The sequence below is a fragment of the Nocardia sp. NPDC056564 genome, assembly GCF_042793755.1.
GTDB lineage: Bacteria > Actinomycetota > Actinomycetes > Mycobacteriales > Mycobacteriaceae > Nocardia.
This window is the reverse complement of record NZ_JBHTUR010000005.1, coordinates 501,556-526,098: the sequence shown is the minus strand read 5'-3', so window position 1 is coordinate 526,098 and position 24,543 is coordinate 501,556. Positions and strand designations below refer to the sequence as shown.

General features: G+C 69.2%; 21 protein-coding genes. 9 read left to right on the top strand and 12 right to left on the bottom strand.

Going from position 1 to position 24,543, the window contains the following annotated elements; all coding sequences use genetic code 11:
• Window positions 1-56 precede the first annotated feature (56 nt).
• Genes ACFQ9K_RS16920 through ACFQ9K_RS16910 form a run of 3 tightly spaced genes read right to left on the bottom strand, consistent with a single transcriptional unit; the run spans window position 57 to window position 3,697 of the window.
• On the bottom strand, window positions 57-1,562 hold the full coding sequence (locus ACFQ9K_RS16920; protein ID WP_378713155.1) for a sugar ABC transporter ATP-binding protein: 1,506 nt from the start codon (window positions 1,560-1,562) through the stop codon (window positions 57-59).
• Window positions 1,559-2,626: a sugar ABC transporter substrate-binding protein gene (locus tag ACFQ9K_RS16915; RefSeq protein WP_378713266.1), complete on the bottom strand. Its 1,068-nt coding sequence runs from the start codon at window positions 2,624-2,626 to the stop codon at window positions 1,559-1,561. The genes ACFQ9K_RS16920 and ACFQ9K_RS16915 overlap by 4 nt, the downstream gene beginning before the upstream one ends.
• Before the next feature lie 30 nt (window positions 2,627-2,656).
• A complete protein-coding gene (locus ACFQ9K_RS16910; RefSeq protein ID WP_378713153.1) occupies window positions 2,657-3,697 on the bottom strand; it encodes an ABC transporter permease in 1,041 nt (346 codons plus the stop codon).
• 170 nt (window positions 3,698-3,867) lie between these two features.
• Here ACFQ9K_RS16910 and ACFQ9K_RS16905 point away from each other — a divergent pair, with 170 nt between their 5' ends.
• From ACFQ9K_RS16905 to ACFQ9K_RS16895, 3 genes are read left to right on the top strand one after another with little or no spacing between them, the layout of a single operon-like run.
• On the top strand, window positions 3,868-4,677 hold the full coding sequence (locus ACFQ9K_RS16905; protein WP_378713151.1) for an SDR family NAD(P)-dependent oxidoreductase: 810 nt from the start codon (window positions 3,868-3,870) through the stop codon (window positions 4,675-4,677).
• 10 nt (window positions 4,678-4,687) lie between these two features.
• Window positions 4,688-5,503 carry a molybdenum cofactor biosynthesis F family protein gene (locus ACFQ9K_RS16900; protein ID WP_378713149.1) on the top strand — a complete coding sequence of 272 codons (816 nt, stop codon included), beginning with the start codon at window positions 4,688-4,690 and terminating at the stop codon, window positions 5,501-5,503.
• Window positions 5,504-5,517: 14 nt separating this feature from the next.
• On the top strand, window positions 5,518-5,913 hold the full coding sequence (locus ACFQ9K_RS16895; protein ID WP_378713147.1) for a nuclear transport factor 2 family protein: 396 nt from the start codon (window positions 5,518-5,520) through the stop codon (window positions 5,911-5,913).
• On the opposite strand, the gene ACFQ9K_RS16890 is transcribed toward ACFQ9K_RS16895, so the two are convergent.
• Window positions 5,910-7,058: an FAD-dependent monooxygenase gene (locus ACFQ9K_RS16890; protein ID WP_378713145.1), complete on the bottom strand. Its 1,149-nt coding sequence runs from the start codon at window positions 7,056-7,058 to the stop codon at window positions 5,910-5,912. The two genes, ACFQ9K_RS16895 and ACFQ9K_RS16890, sit on opposite strands and share 4 nt — an antisense overlap.
• A gap of 118 nt (window positions 7,059-7,176) precedes the next feature.
• Here ACFQ9K_RS16890 and ACFQ9K_RS16885 point away from each other — a divergent pair, with 118 nt between their 5' ends.
• Window positions 7,177-7,503 carry an ArsR/SmtB family transcription factor gene (locus ACFQ9K_RS16885; RefSeq protein WP_378713143.1) on the top strand — a complete coding sequence of 109 codons (327 nt, stop codon included), beginning with the start codon at window positions 7,177-7,179 and terminating at the stop codon, window positions 7,501-7,503.
• On the opposite strand, the gene ACFQ9K_RS16880 is transcribed toward ACFQ9K_RS16885, so the two are convergent.
• A complete protein-coding gene (locus ACFQ9K_RS16880; protein ID WP_378713142.1) occupies window positions 7,500-8,420 on the bottom strand; it encodes a helix-turn-helix domain-containing protein in 921 nt (306 codons plus the stop codon). The two genes, ACFQ9K_RS16885 and ACFQ9K_RS16880, sit on opposite strands and share 4 nt — an antisense overlap.
• A gap of 100 nt (window positions 8,421-8,520) precedes the next feature.
• Window positions 8,521-10,041, bottom strand: a complete 1,521-nt coding sequence (locus tag ACFQ9K_RS16875; protein ID WP_378713140.1) for a GMC family oxidoreductase — start codon at window positions 10,039-10,041, stop codon at window positions 8,521-8,523.
• A gap of 125 nt (window positions 10,042-10,166) precedes the next feature.
• Here ACFQ9K_RS16875 and ACFQ9K_RS16870 point away from each other — a divergent pair, with 125 nt between their 5' ends.
• The gene (locus tag ACFQ9K_RS16870) at window positions 10,167-10,865 is read left to right on the top strand and encodes a GntR family transcriptional regulator (RefSeq protein ID WP_378713137.1); all 699 of its coding nucleotides are present in this window, start codon (window positions 10,167-10,169) and stop codon (window positions 10,863-10,865) included.
• A gap of 2 nt (window positions 10,866-10,867) precedes the next feature.
• On the opposite strand, the gene solA is transcribed toward ACFQ9K_RS16870, so the two are convergent.
• From solA to ACFQ9K_RS16840, 6 genes are read right to left on the bottom strand one after another with little or no spacing between them, the layout of a single operon-like run.
• Window positions 10,868-11,989, bottom strand: coding sequence for an N-methyl-L-tryptophan oxidase (gene solA / locus ACFQ9K_RS16865; protein WP_378713136.1), 1,122 nt, complete (start codon window positions 11,987-11,989; stop codon window positions 10,868-10,870).
• Between the two features lie 20 nt (window positions 11,990-12,009).
• A complete protein-coding gene (locus tag ACFQ9K_RS16860) occupies window positions 12,010-13,143 on the bottom strand; it encodes a tyramine oxidase subunit B (RefSeq protein ID WP_378713134.1) in 1,134 nt (377 codons plus the stop codon).
• Window positions 13,144-13,152: 9 nt separating this feature from the next.
• A complete protein-coding gene (locus ACFQ9K_RS16855) occupies window positions 13,153-14,793 on the bottom strand; it encodes an amidohydrolase (RefSeq protein ID WP_378713132.1) in 1,641 nt (546 codons plus the stop codon).
• Window positions 14,786-16,258 (bottom strand): APC family permease, encoded by a 1,473-nt coding sequence (locus ACFQ9K_RS16850; protein ID WP_378713130.1) that lies wholly within the window; start codon window positions 16,256-16,258, stop codon window positions 14,786-14,788. Before ACFQ9K_RS16850 ends, ACFQ9K_RS16855 begins: the two co-directional genes overlap by 8 nt.
• On the bottom strand, window positions 16,255-18,159 hold the full coding sequence (locus tag ACFQ9K_RS16845) for an FAD-binding monooxygenase (RefSeq protein WP_378713128.1): 1,905 nt from the start codon (window positions 18,157-18,159) through the stop codon (window positions 16,255-16,257). The genes ACFQ9K_RS16850 and ACFQ9K_RS16845 overlap by 4 nt, the downstream gene beginning before the upstream one ends.
• A gap of 3 nt (window positions 18,160-18,162) precedes the next feature.
• Entirely contained in the window at window positions 18,163-19,533 is a 1,371-nt protein-coding gene (locus tag ACFQ9K_RS16840; RefSeq protein ID WP_378713126.1) for an MFS transporter, read from the bottom strand.
• A gap of 156 nt (window positions 19,534-19,689) precedes the next feature.
• On the opposite strand from ACFQ9K_RS16840, the gene ACFQ9K_RS16835 reads away from it, so the two are divergent.
• From ACFQ9K_RS16835 to hpaD, 4 genes are read left to right on the top strand one after another with little or no spacing between them, the layout of a single operon-like run.
• Window positions 19,690-21,171 carry a fumarylacetoacetate hydrolase family protein gene (locus ACFQ9K_RS16835; RefSeq protein WP_378713124.1) on the top strand — a complete coding sequence of 494 codons (1,482 nt, stop codon included), beginning with the start codon at window positions 19,690-19,692 and terminating at the stop codon, window positions 21,169-21,171.
• Window positions 21,153-21,851, top strand: a complete 699-nt coding sequence (locus ACFQ9K_RS16830) for a GntR family transcriptional regulator (RefSeq protein WP_378713122.1) — start codon at window positions 21,153-21,155, stop codon at window positions 21,849-21,851. Before ACFQ9K_RS16835 ends, ACFQ9K_RS16830 begins: the two co-directional genes overlap by 19 nt.
• Before the next feature lie 23 nt (window positions 21,852-21,874).
• Window positions 21,875-23,401, top strand: coding sequence for a 5-carboxymethyl-2-hydroxymuconate semialdehyde dehydrogenase (gene hpaE / locus ACFQ9K_RS16825; protein WP_378713121.1), 1,527 nt, complete (start codon window positions 21,875-21,877; stop codon window positions 23,399-23,401).
• A gap of 47 nt (window positions 23,402-23,448) precedes the next feature.
• Entirely contained in the window at window positions 23,449-24,537 is a 1,089-nt protein-coding gene (gene hpaD / locus ACFQ9K_RS16820) for a 3,4-dihydroxyphenylacetate 2,3-dioxygenase (RefSeq protein WP_378713265.1), read from the top strand.
• Window positions 24,538-24,543: the final 6 nt, after the last annotated feature.

The following is a 24,543-nucleotide window of genomic DNA, read 5'->3' as shown; positions in this document are numbered from 1 at the left end:
AGCTGAGATTCTATGTGACAGTGCGACATTCTCCCCGGCACCGCGTCCTGCCGGAGTCAGGCGGCCCCGGTGTTCATGGCGTGCAGCACGGTGTGCGGATCGATGCGATCCCCTGCCAATGTCACGCACAATCGCCCGCGATACAGCACCAGCACCCGGTCACAGAGGGTCGCGAGCTCGTCGAGGTCCGTCGAGCACAGCAGCACCACCGTGGTGGCCGCCGCGGCACGCAGCAGGGCGTGAATCTCGGCCTTGCCACCGACATCGACGCCGCGGGTGGGGTCGTCGAGCAGCAGCACGGCCGGCTCGGCCGCCAGCCATTTGGCGATGACCACCTTCTGCTGGTTGCCGCCGGAGAGCAGACCGCAGGCCAGATCGACGTCGGAGGTTCGGATGTGGAACCGGGACACCAGCTCTCGTGCCCGGTCCCGCAACCGGCCCGGCGTCAGCAGCGCACCGTCGCGGGCCAGCGCGACCGACCGGATCTGGGCCAGGTTCTCCCACAACGGCTTGTCGAGCATGAGCCCGATCCGTCGCCGATCGCCGGATACCAGCGCGACCCCCGCGGCGATCGCCGCGCGCAACCCCGACGGACCGGATCGACCGTCCGGCAGGGTGATTCGACCGGCGCTCGGCGCGCACAGCCCGGCCACGAGCTCGAGAATGGCGCTGTGCCCGGAGCCGACCAGTCCGGCGATGCCGACGATTTCCCCCGGCGCGGCACTGAATTCGAGCCCGTGCAGCCGGCCGGGCACGTCGACCCCCTGCACCCGCAGCGCGCCGGAGGCCGGCTCGGACGCCCGTGCCACCGCGACCTCGGCCGCGACGGTGTCCCGTTCGCCCAGCATGGCGGTCACCACCCGGTCCAGGTCCAGCTCGGCCCGCGGCATCGCCGAGAGCACCGTTCGCCCGTCGCGCAGCACGGTGATCTCGTCGCACAGCGCCAGCGTCTCCTCCAGGATGTGCGACACGAACACCACCGCGACGCGCCGTTCCCGCAGTACCCGAACGATATTCAGCAACCTGCGGGTGCCCGCCTCGTCCAGCGCCGAGGTCGGCTCGTCGAGGATCAGCACCCGCGGCTCGGTGATCAGCGCCTTGGCGATCTCCACCAGTTGCCGCTGCGCCAGCGATAACGTCCCCAGTTCGCGGCGCACGTCCACGTCCAGCCCGAGCTGCGCCAGCACCGGTTCGGCCCGCTCGACCATCACCGCTCGGTTCCGGAACGGCCCGCGGGTCGGCTCGCGCATCGGATACAGATTCGCCAGCACATCGAGGTCAGGGAACAGGTTCAGTTCCTGCGACACCACCGCCACCCCGTTCCTGGCGGCCTCGGCGGTCGAGCCGAACGACACCGGACGACCGCCGAGCCGCAGGCTGCCGCGATCGGGCGGCACGGCGCCGGACACCACCTTGATCAGGGTGGACTTTCCGGCGCCGTTCTCCCCCAGCAGCGCGTGCACCGACCCTTCGCGGACGGTCAGCCGAGCGTCGTGCAGGGCGGTCACCCCGCCGTAGGCTTTGCCGACGCCACTGACCTCGAGCATGGGCGTGCCGGTCATTTCGCTTCCGCCAGCGGCCGCAGGTAGCTCCCGGGGTCGGCGAGCTGGCGAGCGGCCGCGTCGGCGAACCACTGCCGCCGGCTCTGGTCGTTCTGCTGACGGGCGATGATGTCGTCGATATTGGCGGCATTGATGATCAGTCCGCCCGGATTCCACCAGCCCTGGGTCAGCGGCTTGCCGGTGCGCGCGTGCTCGGCGAGCAGCCGGATCGCGATGTAGCCCTTGAGCCAATGCTCCGGCGAGGCGAGCGCGGCCACATAGCCGTCCTTCACCCCGATCAACGCCTGTGCGTCCGGATCGCAGGAACCGACCAGCATCCGGCGGCCGGTGTTCTTCTGGATCAGCGACAGCGACACCGCGTCGGACGCCCCCGCCCCGAGGTAGGCGACCGCGTCCGGGTGCGCCTTCACCGTGTTGTTCCACTTGTTGTAGTTGTCCGTGGGTTCGGAGCCGGTGTCGAACGGCCCGAGCACGGTCAGCGTCGGACGCTGTTCTTGCAGAACGGCTTTCATGCCGTCCAGCCGTTGACTGAGCAGATCCAGGCCCGGGATGTCGTTGCCGAGGACCACCTCGCCGGTGGTGCCGACCGGAATCCGCTTGATGATCTCGGTGGCGAGGCTGCGGCCGAGTTCGGTGTTGTCGTTGCCGACGTACAGCTCCACCTTCGCCCCGGCGGGCGGCACCGTGTCGACGGTGACCAGCGGCACCCCCGCGGCGGCGGCCTGCTGGAGCGGGCGGACGAACAGGTCCGGGGTGAGCGTTTCCATCGCGACCCCGTCCCGCGCGGTGCGCACCGCGGCCTGGAACTGCGACACCTCCTGCGGGCCGTTGATCGACGGCGGCGCGGTCTCGGTCAGATCCACGTCACCGGCGTCCGCCGCGCCCGCCGCGGCGCCTAAAGCCATCTCCTGGAACGGATTCTGTGAGGTGGTGGCGTAGACGAACGCCATGTGCAACGTGCCGGTCTTCGGCCCGCCTGCGCCGGTGCCGCTGCTGCCGCACGCGACCAGGACCAGCGCGCAGCTCGCGACCGCGGCGTGCAGCCATGTGCTCGATCGATTCATCACGATCCCTTTTCCTTCGAAAGACGTTCGCTAGAGCCCGAATTCGGACCGTTTGGCGCGCCGGCGGCTGCGCAGCAGGCTGTCGATGGCCACCGCGATCAACACGACGACGCCGCTGGCGAACGCGCTCCAGTTGACCGGGATGTCGAAATACACCAGGCCGCTGGACACCACGCTGAGCAGCACCGCGCCCGCCACCGCGCCGACCACCGTCGCGCTGCCCCCGCGCAGCGGCGTGCCGCCGATCACCGCGGCCGCGATGGCCTGCAACTCGAAGCCGGTGCCGACATTCGGGTCGCCCGAGGTGAAGAACGCCAGGCCGAGCACGCCCGCCAGCCCGCACAGCGCGCCGACCCCCATCAGCACCAGCAACCGCGTGCGGCCCGTCGAGATGCCGGAGAACCTGGCCGCCTCCGGATTCGATCCGATGGACCGGACCCGATAGCCGAACGGGGTCAGGCGAAGGATCACCGTGAGCACCGCGGTGACCACGAGCAGCACCCACACGCTGACCGGCAGGCCGAGCCGGTCACCGCCGACCAACGTGAAAAACGAGTGCTGCAGGGGCAATCCGTTGACCTGCTGACCGTTGCTCCACGCCGCCGCCAGCCCGCGATAGACCTGCATCGTGGCCAGCGTCGCCACGATCGCGGGAATCGCGATGACCTGCACGACGAGCGCGTTGACCAACCCGAGCAACGCGCCGAACACGATCGCGGCGCCCGCGGCCAGCCACGGATCGACCCCCGACCGCATCAGCACCGCGGCGGTGATCAGCGACAGCCCGAACCCCGCCCCCACCGACAGGTCGATCTCCCGCATCGCCAGCAGGAACGCCATCCCCGCGGCGAGCAGCCCGACGTAGACCGAACTCTGCAAGACATCCCGAATCTGCCCGGCGCTCAGGAAGTCCGGATGCAGCACCCCGATGAGGACGACCAGGGCGATGGTCGCCAGCAGCACACTGTTGGACTCGGTGTGCAGCATCCGCCGCAGCACGGGGGTGATACCCGCCTGGGCGGTAGCGGGCCGGGTTGCCGGTTCACGCTGTTCGGTGTCATTGGCGCTCACGATCGCGTTCCTGTCGTCGAATGTGCGAACCAGCTTCCGGCACCGGGCGCGAGATCCCTTGTCCCTGCGTGCACAGTCCTTGTCCGCCAGAACACCCGGCTCGGGCAGCCCTCGAAACCGCCGGTGCGCGCCGATACCGTCGGCGCCACAACAGCGATGCGGAGATCCGGATGGATATGACGAAACGATTGGCGGGACAGGTCGCCCTGATCACCGGCGGCGGCACCGGCATCGGCGCGGCCGCCGCGCGGCGGCTGGTGGCCGAGGGTGCAGCGGTGGTGCTGTGTGGCCGGCGGCGCGAACCGCTCGAGACGGTAGCCGCCGAGCTGGGCGACGCCGCCCTGGTCGCGGCGGGCGATGCCGCGAACACCGCGGACGTCGAGCGGATGGTGAACGCCGCCGTCGAGCGCTATGACCGGCTGGACCTGGTGGTCGCCAACGCGGGCGGGCACGGGCTCGGCACGGCGGGCGACACCACCGACGACGACTGGCAGCTCGCCATGCAGACCAATGTGACCACCGCGTTCGTCACCGTGCGCACCGCGTTACCGCATCTGCGCGCGCAGGGCGGCTCGGTCGTCGTGGTGTCGTCGCTGGCCGGGCTGTTCGCCGGGCCTGCGGTAGCCGGTTACGTCACTGCCAAGCACGCGCTGATCGGGCTGACCAAGTCGCTGGCCCGCGATTACGGCCGCGACGGCGTACGGGTGAACGCGCTGTGCCCGGGCTGGGTACGCACGGACATGGCCGACGAACAGATGGATGTGCTTGCCGCCCAACGCGGTATCGATCGCGAAGCGGCCTACCGATTGGTCACCCGGGACACCCCTTTGGGCCGCCCGGTCGAACCGGCGGAGATCGCGACCATCATCGCCTTCCTGCTGTCCGCCGACTCCGCGGCGATGACCGGGTCGGTGGTGACCGCCGATGCCGGCGCGTCCGCGGTGGACCTGCCCACCATCGCGTTCGCGCCCAACGATTGAGGAGACAACGATGGCCGAAGACAGTACCGCAGTACAGGATTGGCACTCGCCCGCCGGCTGGAAGGAGCTGGACGACTTCGCCGCCGGAATCGACGGCAACCGGATACCGCCCACCGATCGGCTGAAAGACCAACGCTGGCAACTGCGTCGGTCCGACGACGTGGTGACCGAACTCCGGTTCGACTCCGCCGATCAGGTCCAGTGGACGCGCGGCTCGGAATCCGCCGCGGACTGGTACCAGGCGATCGAGGTCTCCCCCGACGTGTTCTTCCTCGACCAGACCTTCGCCGACCGGCCGCACGTCACCGAGGTGACGGTGCTGCACCTGCCGACCGCGCGCACCGTGACGATCGAATCGACCATCGCCGAGCAACCGACGCCGGGTGTCCCGCAAGTCTCGCAGCGGTTCTTCGCCGGCGTGGTCGATCCCGGCGACGGCCGCACCCCGAGCGGCGAAATCCCCGGCCCCACCCGCGATCTGGTGGGCTGGCGCGCGCTGTACCGGTACAGCCCGGACCATCTCTACGAGCATGTCTACCTGAGCTCCGAGCGCTACTGCTGGCAATGCCTGGTCGGCGAACAGCGCGGCCACGGCGACGTGGACCTGACCACCACCTGGAAACTCGCGGACGACTTCTACGTGTTCACCTTCCGCGAGTTCCTCATCCCGGTCGCCGCGACCTGGCTCTACGATCTCGCCGCGATGCGTTCCACCGGAAAGTTCTTCGGCATCGGCCGCGGCGGCGCGGTGCGCAACGCACCCGGCGGCGCGCATATCACCAGCCTGGGCCGAGTGCAGTATCCCCAAGACGGACAACCGATGTGAAGGAGACGGACGCCATGAACCGCGACCTCGAGGTGATCACGGCCCACTACGCGGCCTCCGACCGGGGTGATCTGCCCGGCATGCTGGCCCCGCTGGCCGCCGACGTGGCCTGGACCGAGATGGCCGGGTTCCCCTACGCGGGCACCTACATCGGCCCGGACGCGGTGCGCGACAACGTCTTCGCCCGCATCGCCGCCGAATGGGACGGCTACACCGCCGCGGTCGACGAAATCGCGGGCGGCGGGGAGGGCATCGTCATCGGAATCGGCAACTACTCGGGCACCTTCCGCGCGACCGGGCAGTGGATGACCGCCCGGTTCGTGCACGTCTGGCGGCTGTCCGGCGGAACCGTCACGCGCTTCGAACAATTCACCGACACCGCGTTGGTCCAGGCGGCCATGCGGGCCTAGTGTTTGACGGGACCGGTGTCGGCCGACGGGGTGGCGTCGTTCGTGCGACCGATCACGCGGCCCACCGTGTTGCGTACCGCGAGGCCCGATCGGGTGCTGGGCACCAGAAGTCTGGCGAGCAGGCCGACGCGTCGCTGCCGCGGCCGCACTTCGCGGCGCAGCCGCGACTCGTAAGCGGCGAAGGCGCGGGCGCGCGCGCCGCGGTGGGCGGCGAGTTCTTCGGCAAGGGCATACGCTCCGGCCATCGCCATGCTCGACCCGTCGCCGAGCAGGGCGGTGGCCGCCGCCGCGTCCCCGAGCAGCACGACCCGCCCCCGCGACCACGAGGGCATCCGGACGGTCGTCAGGGGATCGAAGAACGGGGCCGGGTGGTCGAGGTACGCCGCCACGAGTTCCGGTGCCCGCCAGCGCACGTCGGCGTAGGTGTCGGCCACGATTTGCTTGTGCAGCGCGATGTCTTTGCGGTCGTGCGACGCCGGTAGTGCGGCCCGGAAGGTGAAGATGGCGAGCGGCGTGCTGCGCGCGGGGTGCACGACCAGCATCCGGTTCGGCACGGTCAGCATCGTCAGCTCGCTCGGGTCGTCGATGGCGTCGGGTTCCAACGGGACGGTCGCGCCGTACAGACCCAGGTCGCGGACGAACTGCCGCTCGGGCCCGAACACCAGACGCCGGATGGCGGAATGCATCCCGTCGGCACCGACCACCATGTCGAAACGCCGTGGCGCGGACCGTCGAAAGGTGACGTCTACCCCGCCGTCGTCCTGCTCGAGCGCGGTGACCGTGTCGTCGAACACGAACTCGGCATCGCCGTGCGCCGCCCGGTGCAGTACCTCGGACAGATCGGCCCGGGTCACCTCGACCGTTGACGCACCTTCGGCGGACGGAAGTCGCAGGACTTGTTTGCCGTCCGGGTCGAGCAGGGTCAGCGACCGATTGCGAGTGCCGAGCTCGCGTAGCTGCGGCAGGATGCCCATCCGCTCGGCGACCGGTATCGCGGGCCCGTTCACGACGATCGCGCTGCCCCCGGAGCGCAACTGCCGCGCATGCTCGACGACGGTCGGCCGGTATCCATTCCGGGCGAGCCAGTACGCGAGCGCGGGCCCGGCGATTCCAGCACCGACTATCAGCACCTCGGGCTTCTTCACGACACAACCTCTCGGAGCGACGACGACCGCATTCTCTGGCGTCTAGGTACGATCGATTTCGTACTCGAGTAGAACACGCCCCTAAGGTACGATGCAAGACGTACCTAAGGAGGAGCCTGTGGCCGGAACGAACCTGGCCGGTCCCGCGGTCGACGCGCTCGAGCTGGGCGTGGTGCTTCGCGCGCTCGCGGACGAGCACCGCCGTTCGGTGATGACGAAGTTGGCCGCCGACCGCGCCGACAGCGAGCGCGGCTGCAACTCGTTCGATCTCCCGATCTCGAAGCAGACCCAGACCCACCACTTCCGAGTCCTGCGCGAAGCGGGCCTCATCGACGAGATCGACTACGGCAACCGCAAGGGCATCCGCCTACGCCGCACGGACATCGAGAGCAGGTTTCCCGGACTGCTCGCCCTCCTCGAAGCCGAACACCAGGACGGCGCCTAGCCGGGCGGAAAGTTGCCGAGCCCGTGCAGGATTCGGTATTCGCGGGGCGGCACACCGTAGGTCAGTTTGAACAGACGGCTGAAGTGTGCCGCGTCGACGAAACCGCGCCGGGCCGCCACCGCGGCGACGGTCAGCTCGTACAACGCGGGATCGGTCAGATCGGCGCGGCAGCATTCCAGGCGGCGCTGCCGGATCCACCCGCACACGGTGGCCCCCTCGGCGCGAAACAGCTTGTGCAGGTAGCCGAGCGACAGATGCGCCGCGGTAGCCGCCATCGCCGGGGAGAGTTCCGGATCGTCGAGGTGGTCCTCGAGGAACGTCTTGACCCGGGGCAGCACCCCGTGGGCGGTCGCCGCCGGATCCGCCCCGGCGTGGGCGGCCAGCACGGTCGTCACCAGGTCGATGACGGTGTCGGCCAGCCGGAGCAGTTCCACCGTACCGAATTCACCTGTCCTGCTGCTCATCCCGGCCAGCAGGATCGGCAGCAGCGCGGTCGCCGGGTGTCGCCGGGACAGCGCCGTGGCGGTGATCGCGTCGACTCCGGTCACGGGCAGGCGCAGGACGCGGCCGGGCAGCAGCACGACCCGCAACTGGCACGCGGTGTCGAACAGCACCGAGTAGGGCAGCGACATATCCAGCACCGCGACATCGTTCGGGGTCAGGCGCACCTGCCGACCGGATTGACTCAGCGAGCAATGTCCCCGAACCGGTACCAGCACTTTGTAATACGCCCCGGCGCGCACCGGGCCGACGCCCCGGTGCGCGATCGCCGATACCTCGGCGAACACCAGCTCCCCCGCGGCGTGCCCGCGAACGCGTCCCCGAAAGGTCGCCGGGTCGTCGACCACCATGTCCAGTGGCGAACTCGCCTCGGCGTGCTCGCCCGAGGTGCCGTCGATGCGGGTCGGGATCGTCATCGCCTCATGCTGCCCGGCGGGCGAACGCACCACCCGCGGAATCGGCGCTCGATGCGGTGCCTGACAATCCGCTGTTCCCTGTCCGGCAAGCGGATTGGCGTCAGGGCGGCGCGATCAGGTCCGCGGCGCGTTCGGCGATGACCATGGTGGGCGCGTTGGTATTGCCCGTCGTGATGGTCGGCATCACGGACGCGTCGGCGACCCGCAGCCCGGTCACGGCACGCACCCGCAGCGCCGGGTCCACCACCGCCTCCGGCCCCACGCCCAGCGCGCACGTCCCGCTCACGTGGTGGTAGCTGAGCACCGTGCGGCGAATGTAGTCGCGCAGGTCGGCCCCGGCCCGCACCCCGGGTCCGGGATACCGCTCGACGGCGCCCCAGTCCCGCAGCGCGGGCGCGGCGCCGATCCGCCTGCACAGCGTCACCGCGTCGGCCAGCCGGTACAGATCCGCGGGCGCCGCAAGCGCTTTCGGGTCGATCAGGGTCGGCCCGTCCGCACCGGCGACCGTCAGGCTGCCGACGCTGTCCGGCCGGATCAGCCCGGCCATGAGCGAGAACCCGTTGCCCGGCCCGGACATCCACGGTTCGTACAGCGGGACGCTGAAATGCAGCGGCTGCACATCGGGCACGGCCAAGCCGGGCTCGCTGCGCCAGAACAGCTGTGTCTGCGCGTGCGGCAGTCCGGGCGTGTGCACGATCTCGCGCTCGGCGCTGAAGATCACCGGTACCAGCCAGTGGTCAAGCAGGTTACGGCCGACGCCCGGCAGATCGGCGACCGGCTCGATGCCGACGGCCCGGAGCTCTCCGGCCGGTCCGATGCCCGAGCGCAGCAGCAACGCCGCGGAATCGATCGCCCCCGCGGTCAGCACCACCTCGGCCTGCGCCGACGCACGGAACGGGCGGCCATCGATGCTACCGATCACGCCGGTGGCCCGCCCTTGCCGCATCAGGACGCGGTGCACCCGCGCACCGGTCCGCACGCTCATCCGCGAATTGCCCAGCGCCGGTTTGAGATAGGCGTCGGCGGTGGTTCTGCGCCTGCCGTCGCGCAGGGTGAACTGCGCCCGCCCGGCACCGTCCTGTACGCCGCTGTTGTAGTCGGGATTGGCGGGTACCCCGGCCTGTCCGGCCGCCGCCAGGATGGCCTCCTGGATCGGATCGACCGCGTAATCGCTGAGCACGTCCAGCATCCCGCCGGTGCCTTTGCCGCCCGACTCGTCGCGGTCGTAGCGTTCGATCCGCCGGAACAGCGGCTCGATCTCCCGCCACGACCAGCCCGGATCGCCGCATTCGGCCCAGGAGTCGTAGTCGGCCGGGTTTCCCCGCACGTAGATGGTCGCGTTGAGCGCGTGCGAACCGCCGAGCACCCGCCCGCGCGGCATATGCAGGCGACGGCCGGCGGCGTGTGGCTGAGCGACGCTGAAGTAATCCCAGTCCTCGGCCGTGTGCCACAGTTCGTGCATCCGCATCGGGTCGTGGATGGCCGGATTGGTATCGGCCTGGCCCGCCTCGAGCACCAGCACGGTGGCCTCGGTGCGGTCGAGCAGCCTGCGGGCCAGCACCGAACCGGCGGTGCCCGCGCCGACGACGATGTAGTCGGCGTGCAAGTCGTAATCCGTCACCCGACCGATCGTCGCCGCCGGACCGGCCCCGGCGCAGGCCCGGCCGGGACAGTGTGCGCGTGAAGTCAACGGATGGACACCGGGTGCGCGATGCGGCGCGGCGTCACGGCCGCAGAATCATGGGCATGGAAGGCACTGTGCCGCAACGCTCCCCCTCGACCGGCCCGGACGGGACCGGGTCCAAACACGAGGCCGCCTACGAGCTGATCCGGTCCCGCATCGTCGCGGGCGAGTACGGTCCGGGGTATCGTCTCGTGCTCGAGCAGCTGGCCAGGGAGTTCGGCGTCAGCGCAGTGCCGGTGCGGGAGGCGGTGCGCCGGTTGGAGGCCGAGGGATACGTCGAATTCATCCGCAATGTCGGCGCCAGGGTGGCGCACTTGGAAACCGGGGAATACCAGCAGGCGATGCAGACCCTGGCGGTGCTGGAGGGGTACGCGACCGCCGCGGCGGCGACCCGGATGCGCAAGACCGACATCACCCGCGCCCGCGCGCTCAACCGGCAGATGGCGCAGGCGCTGACCGCGTTCGACCCGGCCGCCTTCACCGAGCTCAACCACCACTTCCACGACGTGATCCTGCGGCGCTGCCCGAACGCGCACATCCGATCGCTGGCCGGGGCCGAATGGGCCCGGCTGGACCTGGTGCGCCGCACCTCGTTCGCGTTCGTGCCCGGCCGCGCGCAGGGCTCCATCGCCGAGCACGAGCACCTGATCGACCTGATCGAGACCGGCGCCGACGTGCGCGAGATCGAATTCGCCGCCCGGGACCACAAACTCGGCACGCTGCGCGCCATCGCCGAACGCACCCGCAGGCCGAAGCCCTGACCTCACCGTGGATGCGCGGACAGCGCGAAACCGGGGTCCCAGAGCTCGTTGCGGGTTCCGGTGAGCAGATCGGCGGCGAGCTCGCCGAACACCGGGGCGAATTTGAACCCGCGCCCGGAGAACGCGGTGAGCAGCAGCATTCCGGTGTCCTCGTCCAGATCGACGAGCGGTAGGTCGCCGGGCGCGAACAGGTCGTGGTGCATCGAGCAGCGCACCGGCTCCGGGTTCAGGTCGGGGATGAAATCCGCCGCCCAGCTGCCGATCCGGCGCAGATCGGCGCGGCTGAACCCGGGCACGTCGTCGGGTCCGGGGATCGTGGACCACAGCGGCTCCGTCGCCACCTTCACGCTGTAGGAATCGTGGCTGGGGGTGCCGTAGAGGTGCACACCGTCCTCGTCGCGGATGAACACCGGAAAGCGGTCCGCGGTGAACCATTCGGGGTGATGCGGCATGAACCAGGTGAGCGAGAGCGGCATGATCTGTAGGAACCCCTTGAGATCCGGACGCAGCCGCAGGGTCCAGGATCCGGTGGCCACCACGACTTTGGCGCAGGTGACCCGGACATCGGCGGTGACGATCTCCAGCCGGCCGCCGCGTTCGTCGAAGTCGATGACCTCGGCGTTGGTAATGATCCGCGCCCCATGGGATCTGGCCGCTTCGACGGCGGCCAGCACGCTCGCCTCGGGATACAGGCTGCCCGCGTGCTGATCGAGGACGGCGACGGTGTCGTCGTCGACCCGGTGCTGCGGATAGCGGGCACGCAGCGCCGCCGCGTCGAGCACCTCGTGCAGTAACTCGAATTCCGCCGCCGAGGCAATGGATTTGGCGATGCCACCCGAACCGGCCGCGCCGATCTGCAGCGCGCCGCATTCGTCGTAGAGATGCCTGCCGGTCTCCCGCTCCAGTTCCCGCCACAGCTCGCGCGCTCGCCGCAGGCGCGGCACATAGCGCGGCCCCTCGTGCACGGCGGAGCGGAACAGGCGGGAATCGCCCGCGTACGAACCGCGGGCGTGGCCGACACCGAACTGTTCGATGCCGATCACGTCGAGTCCGCGTTTGGCCAACTGCCACAACGCCATCGAGCCCGCGCTGCCCAGGCCGATGACCACCACATCCGCGTCCATCGTTCGAGACCTTTCCGTCGTCATGCCAGTGCGGGCGATTGCCACAGGTTCAGGGTGGTGCCGATGCCCCGTTCGACGGCGTTCCGGTACACCACGGTCCCCCAGGCCACATCCTCGACCGGCATGCCGCCGACCGAGAAGAGCACGATCTCGTCGTCGGTGCGCCGACCGGCCTGCGCGCCGGCGGCGATCGCGCCGAGATCAACCAGGTCGTCCCTGTCCATCACCCCGGCCTGGATCATGTCCATGAACTTGCAGCCGATGATCGGGATCCGGTTGTGCACCGGATGGCTGACCTCCTCCGCCCACGCCTCGTAGAGCCGGACGTTGTCGACGACCTTGCGGACGTCCGGCCCCTGCATGGATTCGTCGATATCGCACGGGGCGGGCATGCTCAGAAACGCGCCCGGCCGCACCCAATCCCGCACGACGGCCGGATAATTCGCCGGATCGCCGGGCACGCCGGTGGTGCAGTAGGTGACGATGTCGCTGTCCCGCACCGCCTCCTCGATGGTGTCCACGACGATCGTCTCTAGCTGCGGATACTGCTCGGCGACCCACTTGCCGAACGCGTCGATGCTGCCCTGACCACGGCCCTTGATCTTGACGGTGCCGAGCTCGGGGCAGGCCGCGACGAACGCGGCGAGCGAGGTCCTGGCCATCACGCCGGGACCGACGATGCCTGCCACCCGCGAGTCCGGGCGTGCCAGCAGCCGCGCACCGACCCCGGGCACCGCACCGGTTCGGTAGGCGGACAACAGATTCGCCGACATGAGCGCGAGCGGCGCACCGGTGTCGGTGTCGCTGAGCAGGAACATGAGGATCGATCGCGGTAATCCCTTGGCGCGGTTGGCGATATTCGATCCGTACCACTTCATCCCGCTGGTGCCGAAGCTACCGCCGAGATACGCGGGCATCGCCATGAACCGCCGCTCGGGGGTATTGGCCGGCATAGTCGGGAACGGCGAGTGGTCCGGAAAGGTGATCATCGCGCCGTGCGAGTCGCTGTTCGGGCCCGCCATCCGGTAATCGCCCTGGTGCAGCAGCACGAAGGTCTCCTGCATGGCGTCCACGCAGGCCGCCATGTCGGTGACTCCGGCGGCGATCATGTCCGGTTCGGAGAGGTAGAGAAAGTCGATCGAGGGGGTATCCATGCTGCTTCCTTACGGCACCGAGGGATGGACCGGACGCCCGGCGAACCAGGTCTGCACCGACCTGGTGTCGACCAGATCGATCGGGTCGATCGCGAACGGATCGCGGTCCAGGACAGTGAAATCGGCGGACTTGCCCGGCAGGAGCGAACCGGCGACCGCGCCGAGCCCGCTCGCCCGCGCGACGCCGATCGTGTACGCGCGCATCGCCTCGGCCACGGTCAGCGCCTGCTCCGGCCCCAGCGTCCCCGGGAACGACCCGGTGGGATCGGCCCGAGTCACCAAGCCCTGGATGCCGATCCACGGATTCGGGCTCGGTGTGACCGGCCAGTCCGAACCGCCGGCCAGCAGCACGCCCGAGTCGAGCAGAGTTCGGTTGGGACACATGCGGATTGCCCGATCGCGCGGGATACAGTGGCAATGCGCCTCGAAGATGACGCCCGGAAACCACAGCGGCGGAGACAGATCCGCGACCACCTTCAATGCGGCGACGCGCGGCAGATCCGCCTCGTCGATGTATTCGCCGTGCGCCAGCTGCACGATCGTGTCCGCGTAACCGGCCGCGCGGACCTCGGCCACGGCGTCGAGCAGCATTCGGACCGAACCGTCTCCGGTGCAGTGCACCTTCGCGCCCAGCCCCCGCCGGGCCACCTCGACCAGCCACCCGGTGAGTTCGGCGGGCGTCATCGCGCTCTCCCCCACCCAGGTGTCCCCGTGCTCGGCGTCGGGCAGATACGGCTCGAGGAACAGCGCGGTCCGCGACGTGGGCACGCCGTCGAGGAAGATCTTGACGAAGTCCGGCCGGTGATGGATGGTTCGATACCGCTTGGCCGCGTCCAGCAGCGGGACACCGAACGGATCCGTGCCGAAGATCCGATCGTTGATCTGCGCCGACGTCACCACCCAGGCAGTCAATTCCCCGCGCCGGTCGAGTTCGGCGAGCGCGCGCAGCATCGGCAACGACGCCGCGGCATCCTGGAAGTGCGTGATGCCGAAGCCGTGCAGCAGCTCGACGGCTCTGCGGCACCCGGCGGCATCGAGGGCGGTGCTGTCCCCCAGCGACGACGCGTAGGCCCGCTCCACCGGAATGAGCGCCGACTCGATGAGCAGGCCGACCGGCTCGCCGGTCGCCTGGTCGCGCACGATCTCACCGCCCGCGGGATCACCGGAGGACCCGCCGATGCCGGCGAGTTGCATGGCGCGCGAGCTGACCCACCGATTGTGGCAGCTGTCGTCGCGCAACAGCACCGGCCGTCCCCCTGCCGCCGCATCGAGCCGGCGCAGGGCACTCGGAGTCGAAACAGCCGGTGCCAGAGTGCTTCCCCACCCGCCCCCGACAATCCACGCGTCGCTCGCCAGACCGGCGGCCCATTTCTCGACGGAGGTGAGCACCGCGTCGAGCGAGGCCGTCGCGTCCAGTGCCAGCTCGAACAGATCGGCACGACCGGCCACCAGGTGGTGCGTGTGGATATCCCCCAGACCGGGCATGACGAACGCGCCGCCGTGATCGACAACCGTCTCGCGCCCGGACAGGTCACCGCGCGCGGGATCCAAAGCGACGACGAGACCGTCGCGGACCAGGAACGACGACGCGTGCGCTACCGACTCATCGGCCGTCCACACCGCCGCGTTGGTGTGCAAGGTGTCAGACATAATGCCGCCCCAGCTCCGCGTACCGCTGCGGGGCACGCGCTCGAAGTATCAGTGCCGCAACGACTCCGGCGGCCGCGGCCAGCACCAGCAGTCCCGGCAGCAGCCAGACGAGCACACCGCCGGCGCTGATCAGCAGATCGAAGTTCCCGATCGCGTACCCGAGGATGGCGACCAGCGCCGCGCCGGCCACCATCGGCGCGATCAGCGTGCGGAACAGATTCTCGTCCAGGTCGCGATGCCGGTGGAAGAACGCGACGACGGCGAACGAGCACGCGGCCATCAGCGCGATCACCCCCAGGGTGCCGAGGTTGGTCAGCCAGGTGAACAGCGCCCGCACAGGATCCTGCCCGGTCACCGCGAACACCCCGACCACCACCGACGCCAGCACCGACTGCGCGACCGAACCGACATGCGGGCTCCGGTGCACGGCATGGGTCCGGCCCGCGTGGGCGGGCAGCAGGCCCTCGCGCCCGAGCGCGTAGCTGTAGCGGGCCACCGCGTTGTGGAAGGCGAGCACGGCGGCGAAGACGCTGGTGCAGAACAGGAACCGCATGACCGTCGTATACCAAGTCCCGATATAGGAATTCGAGAGCTCGAACAGGAACGTCGTCGGATCGACCAGCTTTTCGATGAAGCCCTTGGCGTTGTCGACACCGGCGCCGTTGATCATCAGGAAGGTGACCGCCGTGTAGACGACGCCGATGGCGAGCACGGACAGGAACGTCGCCCTCGGCACCGTCCGCTTCGGGTCGACGGCCTCCTCGCTGTAGATCGCGGTGGCCTCGAAACCGACGAACGACGCGAAGCAGAACAGCAGCGCGATCGGCAGCGACCCGCTGGTCAACGCGCCGGGCGTGAGCGGGGTGGCGCTCATCGAGGTGGTCCCGAAGTCGCCGCCGCGCACCGCGATCACCACGGCGAGCACGAGCACGACGAGGAACTCCGCGGCCACCAGAACCGACAGCATCTTGACCGACAGATCGATCTGCCGGTAGCCGAGCACCGCGACGACGGCGATGCCGAGCAGCACATACACCCACCAGTCGATATCGATGCCGAACTCGTCGGCGAAGAACCCGCCGGTCGCGGCGCCGAACAGTCCCCAGAGCCCGATCTGCATGGCGTTGTAGCTCAACAGCGCGAGATATGCCGCGGCGCCGCCGAATTGCTGGCGCAGACCGCGGGTGATGTAGGAGTAGAACGCACCGGTGCTGGTGTGATGGCGCGCCATCGCCGTGTAGCCGACGGCGAACACCAGCAGCGTGCCGACGGTGAGCAGGTAGGCGCCCGGCACACCGGCGCCGTTGCCCAGCAGCATCGCCACCGGCGCGCCGCCGGCCATCGCGGTCAGCGGCGCGGCCGCGGAGATGACGAAGAACGTCACCCCGAACACGCCGAGCGAACCGCGGCGCAGTTGGTGATCGTGGACGACCGGCTCGTTCGCCGCCGGACTGTCGAGGGTCATGAGAACTCCAGCGGAGGCAGCAGGATCTGGTCGAAGAAGGCGGTGAGTTCCGTGGTCGCGGCGAGCGGAAACACCGCGGCCACATACTGATCCGGGCGCACGACCACCACCGCGCCGCGGCGATCGATGCCCCGTTCGGCGAAGATGTCGACCTGCGGGTCGGTCGCGTACACCTTCTCGTAGTCGACGACCTGGAACGGCCCGACCGTCGGCAGGAAGACCGAGGGCACCGCGCCGATGTCCACCCCGGTGTGGTCTTGTCGATACACAACTTTCACGTCGAAGACGGTGTCCCGGTCGGCGTTCTTCGGCGTATAGGCGACCAGTGGAGATTCGGCCGCCGTGCCGAGCCAGTTCGCCCACCGGTCGAGCACCGCGACATCGGCTCCGACCAGGGTCGGGTCGGCGGCGAAAGCGTATATCCGCCACCGGCCGTCGGCCCGGTGGTGATGCCCGAGGTGCACCGGGTTGGCGTCGGCGACCCGGACCACCGGTGCGGACTTGAAGCGTTTCCCGATCGGGAAACCGCTCGCCAGCCGCTGATGCGTCGGCGCGCCGATGATCATCGAGGGTGGGTACGTGGTCATGAAGCCGGCCGGGAACTCCGCGGTCTTGACGTAGAAGTCCTCGAGCGCCGAGGGCGATTCGAATTCCTCCGGACGCTTGGCCATCATGCTCGACCACTCCCGGTCGAAGTCGATGAGATTCCGCGCGATCACCTGCCGCTCCGCCGAATACGTCGCCAGCAGGGTTTCCGGACTCCGCCCGGACAGCACGTGCCCGAGTTTCCAGCCGAGGTTGAATCCGTCCTGCATCGAGACGTTCATGCCCTGTCCGGCCTTCGCGCTGTGCGTATGACACGCGTCTCCGGCGATGAACACCCGCGGCGTCCTGGTGCCCACCGCGTCCACCGGTACGTCGTCGAACCGGTCGGTCACGCGGTGGCCGACCTCATAGACGCTGTGCCAGGCGACATCCCGCACGTCGAGGGTGTACGGATGCAGAATCTCGTTGGCCTGCTCGATGATCGCCTCGATGCCGGTCTCGCGTACCCTGCCGTTGTCGTCCTCGGCGACCTCGCCGAGATCGACATACATGCGGAACAGGTAGCCGCCCTCGCGCGGAATGTGCAGGATGCTCCCGCCGGTCCCGGATTGGATGGCGCACTTGGTGCGGATATCCGGGAAGTCCGTGACAGCCAGCGCGTCCATCACGCCCCAGGCGTGGAACGCTTTGTCCCCCTGCGGAATACAGCCGATGGCCGCGCGCACGCGGCTGTGCGCCCCGTCCGCGCCGACCACGTACTTCGCGCGCACCGTGCGCGATCGGCCTTCCCGCTCGCCCGCGGTGTGCACCAGGTGCACGCGCACCGGATAGTCGCCGTCGGTGATCTCCAGTGCGCGGAACCGATATCCGTAGTCGGGCCGCATCCGGGTCGGCGCGTTGGCCATCGCCTCGGCGAAGTAGTCGAGCACCCGGGCCTGGTTGACCAGCAGATGCGGGAACTCGCTGATGCCGGCCGGGTCGTCGCGGGTCCGCGCCGCCCGGACGATCTTCGACGGATCGTTGGGATCCGGTTTCCAGAAGGCCATTTCGGTGATGCGGAACGCCTCGGCGACAATGCGTTCGGCGAACCCGAACGCCTGGAAGGTCTCGACGCTGCGCGCCTGGATGCCGTCGGCCTGCCCGATGGCCAGGCGGGCCGGACGCTGTTCGATGATCCTGGTGTCGACCGTCGGGAACTGGGCCAGCTGGGCGGCGGTGATCATGCCCGCCGGACCGGTGCCGACGATGAGCACGTCGACCGCCTCGGGCAGGTCGTCCGGCCGGTCGAGGCCGACACCGGCGGCCGGTTGCACGCGCGGATCGGTGGACAGGTAACCGTGATGATGGAACTGCACTGTTCAGACCCTCGTCATTCCTCTGATCGGGCTTATCGCCTGTGCCGCTTCATGATCGGGGCCGAGCGGGAGCGCGCGCCGGTCGCGCAGCAGCAGCGTGGCCGCGGAACTGACCACGACGACTCCGCCGAGATACAGCACGACCGATGTGGTCGTCCCGCTGGCGCGCACGAGCGCGGCGGCGATCGTCGGGGCGAACGCGCCGCCGAGGATCGCCCCGATCGCGTAGGACACCGCGACGCCGGAGAACCGGACGGAAGCCGGGAACAGCTCGGCGTAGAACGCGGCCTGCGGGCCGTAGGTGAAACCGAGGCCGACGGTCAGCAGCGCCAGCCCGCACCAGAGCAGGCCCGGGTTCGCGGTGTTCACCAGCGGGAAGAGCGGGACCAACGCGGCGAGCAGGACCGCCCAGCCGATGAGATAGGTTGCGCGCCTGCCGATCCGGTCGCTGAGCGCGGCGCCGATCCAGGTGCACAGCAACCAGGTGACGGCCGAGCCGGCGACCGCCCACAGCACGGGGCCGCGGGCGAGGCCGACCGGTCCGTGGACGTCGGTGGCGTAGTTCTGGATATAGCCACCGGTGGTCATGTACCCCACGGCGCTGTTGCCCGCGAAGACGAGCGCCGCGACCAGCACGAGCAGGCCGTGCCCGCGCAACAGTTCGACTATGGGGGTCGTGGCCTGCTCGCTGCGTTCGGCGAGCTCGACGAAGACCGGACTCTCCTCCACCCGGCGGCGAATGTAGTAGCCGATCAGGATGAGCACGACCGACAGCAGAAACGGTACCCGCCAACCCCATTCGAGGAAGGCGTCGCCGGGCGCGAGCACCGTCATCAGGGCCAGCACACCGGAGGCCGCCAGCAAGCCGAGCGGAACACCCACCTGGGGCGCCGCGCCGAATACCCCGCGCTTGCCGGGTGGCGCGTGCTCGACCGCCATGAGCACGGCGCCACCCCATTCACCGCCGGCCGAGATGCCCTGCAGGATGCGCAGCAGGATCAGCAGAACCGGGGCGGCGAGGCCGGCCACCGCATAGGTCGGCAGCAGGCCGATCAGCGTCGTCGCGCCGCCCATCGCCACCAGCGTGACCATCAGGATGACCCGCCGCCCGTACTTGTCGCCGAAATGACCGGCGAGGAAGGCGCCGAGCGGACGAAACAGGAAACTGATCCCCACCGTGAGGAAGGACAGGATGGTGGCGATCCCGTCCCCGGCGGGCTGGAAGAAGAGCTTGCCGAAGACCAGCCCCGCGGCGCCCGCGTAGACGAAGTAGTCGTACCACTCGACCGTCGTCCCGACCACGGTCGCGAAAACGACTCGGCGGCGGTCTCTTTCGCTGACCATCGGTGACCCAGATCGGGGTGGCGCGCTCATCTGGGACTCCTTCGGATAGTGCTCGTCGCCGGTGCTACCGGGGGTGTGGGCGCTGGAGATCACGGCGACTTCGAAATGCGATCTGCGTCACTTGCGGCTCGCTTCACCGATGATATACGATTTGAGATACGATGCAAGAGCGGTTGGAGGAGGTTCATGAAAATCGACATCGACGCAGGTGATCGTCGGTTTTCCGCGCTGCCGACCCGGCCGGGCAAGATCATCGCGGTCCATCTCAGCTATGCCTCGCGGGCGGATCAGCGGGGCCGTCGACCGGCGCACCCGTCCTACTTCCTGAAACCGAGCAGTTCGGTCGCGGCCGGCGGCGGAGTCATCGAACGGCCCGGCGGCACCGAGTTGCTGGCATTCGAGGGCGAGATCGCGCTGATCATCGGGAGCGCCGCGCGCCGGGTGCCGATCGAATCCGCCTGGCAGCACGTCGCCGCGATCACCGCGGGCAACGACTTCGGCCTGTACGACCTGCGGGCCAACGACAAGGGATCCAATATCCGATCCAAGGGCGGGGATGGATTCACACCCCTGGGGCCCGGCCTGATCGATGCGCGGACCGTCGAACCGGCGGCACTGCGGGTGCGCGCCTGGGTCAATGGCGTTCTCGCCCAGGAGGACTCCGCCTCGGGAATGATTTTCCCACTCCCCCAGCTGATTTCGGACCTGTCGCAGCACTTCACGCTCGAACCGGGGGACGTGATCCTCACCGGGACCCCGGCCGGTTCGTCGGTCGTGGTGCCCGGCGATGTGGTCGAGGTCGAAGTCGACGCACCCGACACGGCCGGGGCGCCCAGCTCCGGGCGGCTGGTCACGACGGTCGTCCAGGGCGTGCACGAGTTCGACCCCACCCTCGGTTCCCTCCCGTCGGTCGACGACACCCAGCGGATCGAAGCCTGGGGATCCCGGTGCGCCGCCGGGCTTCCCGCGACCGCGATCTCCGCCGAGCTGCGCGCCAAGCTGTCCAGGGTGCCGGTCGCCGCACTGTCGCAGCAGCTGCGCAAGCGGGGCCTGAACAACGTGTCCATCGAGGGCGTGCGTCCGGCGAAGCCAGGAACCAGGCTCGTCGGCACCGCCCGGACGTTGCGGTTCGTGCCGAACCGCGAGGACCTGTTCCGCACGCACGGCGGCGGATACAACGCGCAGAAGCGGGTGTTCGACACCGTCGAGCCGGGCGAGGTCATCGTGATCGAGGCCCGCGGCGAGACCGGATCGGGCACCCTCGGCGACATCCTCGCCCTGCGCGCCAAGGTGCGCGGAGCCGCAGGCGTGGTGACCGACGGCGGAGTGCGCGACCACGATGCCGTCGCCGACACCGGTCTGGCGGTCTTCGCCACGGGGCCGCATCCGGCGGTCCTCGGCCGCAAGCACGTGCCCTGGGACGCCGACCTCACCATTTCCTGTGGTGGCGCGACCGTCCAGCCCGGCGACATCGTCGTCGGCGACGGGGATGGTGTGATCGTCCTACCCTCGGACATCGCCGAAGCAGTGGTCGACGATGCGCTCGAGCAGGAGATCCAAGACGGCTGGATCGCCGAGCAGGTCGGTGCCGGGCATCCGGTGGCCGGGCTGTTTCCCCCCGACGCGGAATGGAAGGCGAGGTACCGACAGTGGCGCCAGAATCAGTGAAATCCAGTGGTACGCAGAGTAAGTCACAGGTCGCGTATCACTGGATCAAGGATCGGATCGCGCGGCAGGAGTACACGCCGGGCTACCGGCTGGTGCTCAGCGCCATCGCCAAGGACCTCGACATGAGCGTGGTTCCGGTGCGCGAGGCGATCCGGCAGCTCGAGGCCGAGGGCCTGATCACCTTCGAACGCAATGTGGGCGCCCAGGTTTCGATGGTCGACGACTCGCAGTATCGGCACAGCATGCAGGCGCTCAGCGTGCTCGAGGGCGCGGCGACGGCGCTCGCGGCCGGCCGATTATCCGCGGACGACCTGCGCCGGGCGCGGGCGGTCAACGAGCGAATGATCGCGTCCCTGGACGATTTCGACCCAAGCGCGTTCACCGCGCTCAACCACGAGTTCCACGCGATCCTGTTCACCAAGTGCGTGAATCCGCGCATCGTCACCCTCGTCGAGGCGGAGTGGTCGCGCCTGGGTCACCTGCGCTCGTCCACCTTCTCCTTCGTCCCCGGGCGCGCCCACGAATCGGTGCGCGAACACGAGAACATCGTGCGCCTCATCGAAACCGGCGCCCCGCTCGGCGAGATCGAGCAGGTCGCCCGCCGCCACCGCTCGGCCACCCTCGACGCCTACCTGGCCCACGAGCACCCCGACGAATCCTCCGGCCGCACGGCCCGCTGAACCTCGAACCCTGGAGTCGCCATATGACGAACGCGGTGCGCACCCCCGCCACCCCGCACACGCCCTCGGACCTACCGGCGCGCATTCAGCACTACATCGACGGGGCGTTCGTCGACTCGGTCGACGGCGCGACGTTCGGTGTGCTCGATCCCGTCACCAACGAGGTCTATGTCCAGGCGGCCGCGGGTAAGCAGGCCGATGTCGATCTCGCGGTGATCGCGGCGACCAAGGCCTTCACCGCGGGGCCGTGGCCGCGCATGCTGCCCCGCGAGCGGTCGCGCGTGCTGCACCGGATCGCGGACATCGTGGAATCGCGGGACGCGCGGCTGGCCGAGCTCGAATCGTTCGACTCGGGGTTGCCCATCACCCAGGCGCTCGGCCAGGCCCGGCGTGCGGCGGAGAACTTCCGGTTCTTCGCCGATCTCGTGGTCGCCCAGGTGGACGACGCCTACAAGGTGCCGGGACAGCAGCTCAACTACGTCAACCGCAAGCCGATCGGCGTGGCCGGGTTGATCACGCCGTGGAACACCCCGTTCATGCTGGAGTCCTGGAAGCTGGTGCCCGCACTGGCCACCGGAAACACGGTGGTGCTCAAGCCCGCCGAGTTCACCCCGCTGTCGGCGTCGCTGTGGGCCGGGATCTTCGAGGAGGCCGGGCTGCCGCCCGGGGTGTTCAATCTGGTCAACGGGCTCGGCGAGGAGGCGGGCGACGCGCTGGTGAAACACCCTGGCGTGCCGTTGATCTCGTTCACCGGGGAGAGCCGCACCGGGCAGATCATCTTCGGCAACGCCGCCGCGTCGCTGAAGGGGTTGTCGATGGAGCTGGGCGGCAAGAGCCCCGCCGTGGTCTTCGCCGACGCGGACCTGGACGCCGCGATCGACGCGACCATCTTCGGCGTGTTCTCGCTCAACGGCGAACGATGCACCGCGGGCAGCCGGATCCTGGTCGAGCGGCCGATCTACGACGAGTTCGTCGAACGCTATGCCGCACAGGCGAAACGGGTGGTCGTAGGCTACCCGCACGACCCGGACACCGAGGTCGGCGCGCTGGTGCATCCGGAGCACTTCGAGAAGGTGATGAGCTACGTCGACCTCGGCAAATCCGAGGGCCGACTGGTCGCGGGCGGTGGCCGCCCCGACGGCTTCGGCACCGGGAACTTCGTCGCACCAACGGTATTCGCCGACGTCGAACCGGAGGCCAGGATCTTCCAGGAGGAGATCTTCGGCCCGGTCGTCGCGATCACGCCGTTCGATACCGACGAGGAGGCGCTCGCCCTCGCCAACGGCGTCCGGTACGGCCTGGCCGCTTACGTCTGGACCAACGACCTGAAACGCGCACACACCTTCGCGCAGGCGATCGAGGCGGGCATGGTGTGGCTCAACTCCAACAACGTCCGCGATCTGCGGACCCCGTTCGGCGGCGTGAAGGCCTCCGGGCTCGGCCACGAGGGCGGCTACCGCTCCATCGACTTCTACACCGATCAGCAGGCCGTGCACATCACCCTCGGCGCGGCGCACAACCCGACCTTCGGCAAGCAGGAACCATCGTGATCGTCACCCCCGACTCCCCCGAACCCGTTGTAACCGTTACGGATCCGATCCACGCGCGCAACCCCCTTCGCACGCCGGAGGCGACGCCGCCGGATGTGGTCCGCTGCGCCTACATGGAACTCGTCGTCACCGACCTGGCGCGCTCGCGGCACTTCTACGTCGACGTCCTCGGCCTCGTGGTGACCGAGGAAGACGAGAACGCCGTCTATCTCCGGTCATTCGAGGAGTTCATTCACCACAATCTGGTGCTCCGTCAGGGCCCGGTCGCCGCCGTCGCGGCGTTCGCCTACCGGGTGCGCAGCGCCGCGGAACTGGACCGGGCCGTCGAGTTCTACACCGAGCTGGGCTGCCGGGTCGAGCGGCGCGCGACGGGCTTCACCAGGGGCATCGGGGACTCGGTGCGGGTGGAGGACCCGCTCGGCTTTCCGTACGAATTCTTCTACGACGTGGCGCATGTCGAGCGCCTCGCCTGGCACTACGAGCTGCACTCCCCCGGTGCGCTGGTCCGGCTCGACCACTTCAATCAGGTCACGCCGGATGTGCCACGCGCGGTGAAGTACATGGAGGACTTGGGTTTCCGGGTCACCGAGGACATCCAGGATGCCGGCGGCACGGTGTACGCGGCGTGGCTGCGGCGCAAGTCCACGGTGCACGACACCGCGATGACCGGTGGGGACGGACCGCGAATGCATCATGTGGCCTTCGCGACGCACGAGAAGCACAACATCATCGCCATCTGCGACAAGCTCGGCGCGCTGCGCATGTCCGACCTGATCGAACGCGGCCCCGGCAGGCACGGCGTCTCCAACGCCTTCTACCTGTACCTGCGCGATCCCGACGGCCACCGCATCGAGATCTACACCCAGGACTACTACACCGGCGATCCGGACAACCCCGTGGTCACCTGGGATGTGCACGACAACCAGCGGCGCGACTGGTGGGGCAGCCCGGTGGTGCCGAGCTGGTACACCGAGGCCTCGCCCGTGCTGGACCTGGACGGCAGGCCGCAGCCGCTCACCAGGCGCACCGACGAGTCGGAGATGGCGGTGACCATCGGGGCCGACGGGTTCTCCTACACCCGCAAGTCCGACGCCGACCGGACGCGGGGCGAATACAAGCTCGGCGCGCAACTCTGAGAGGAG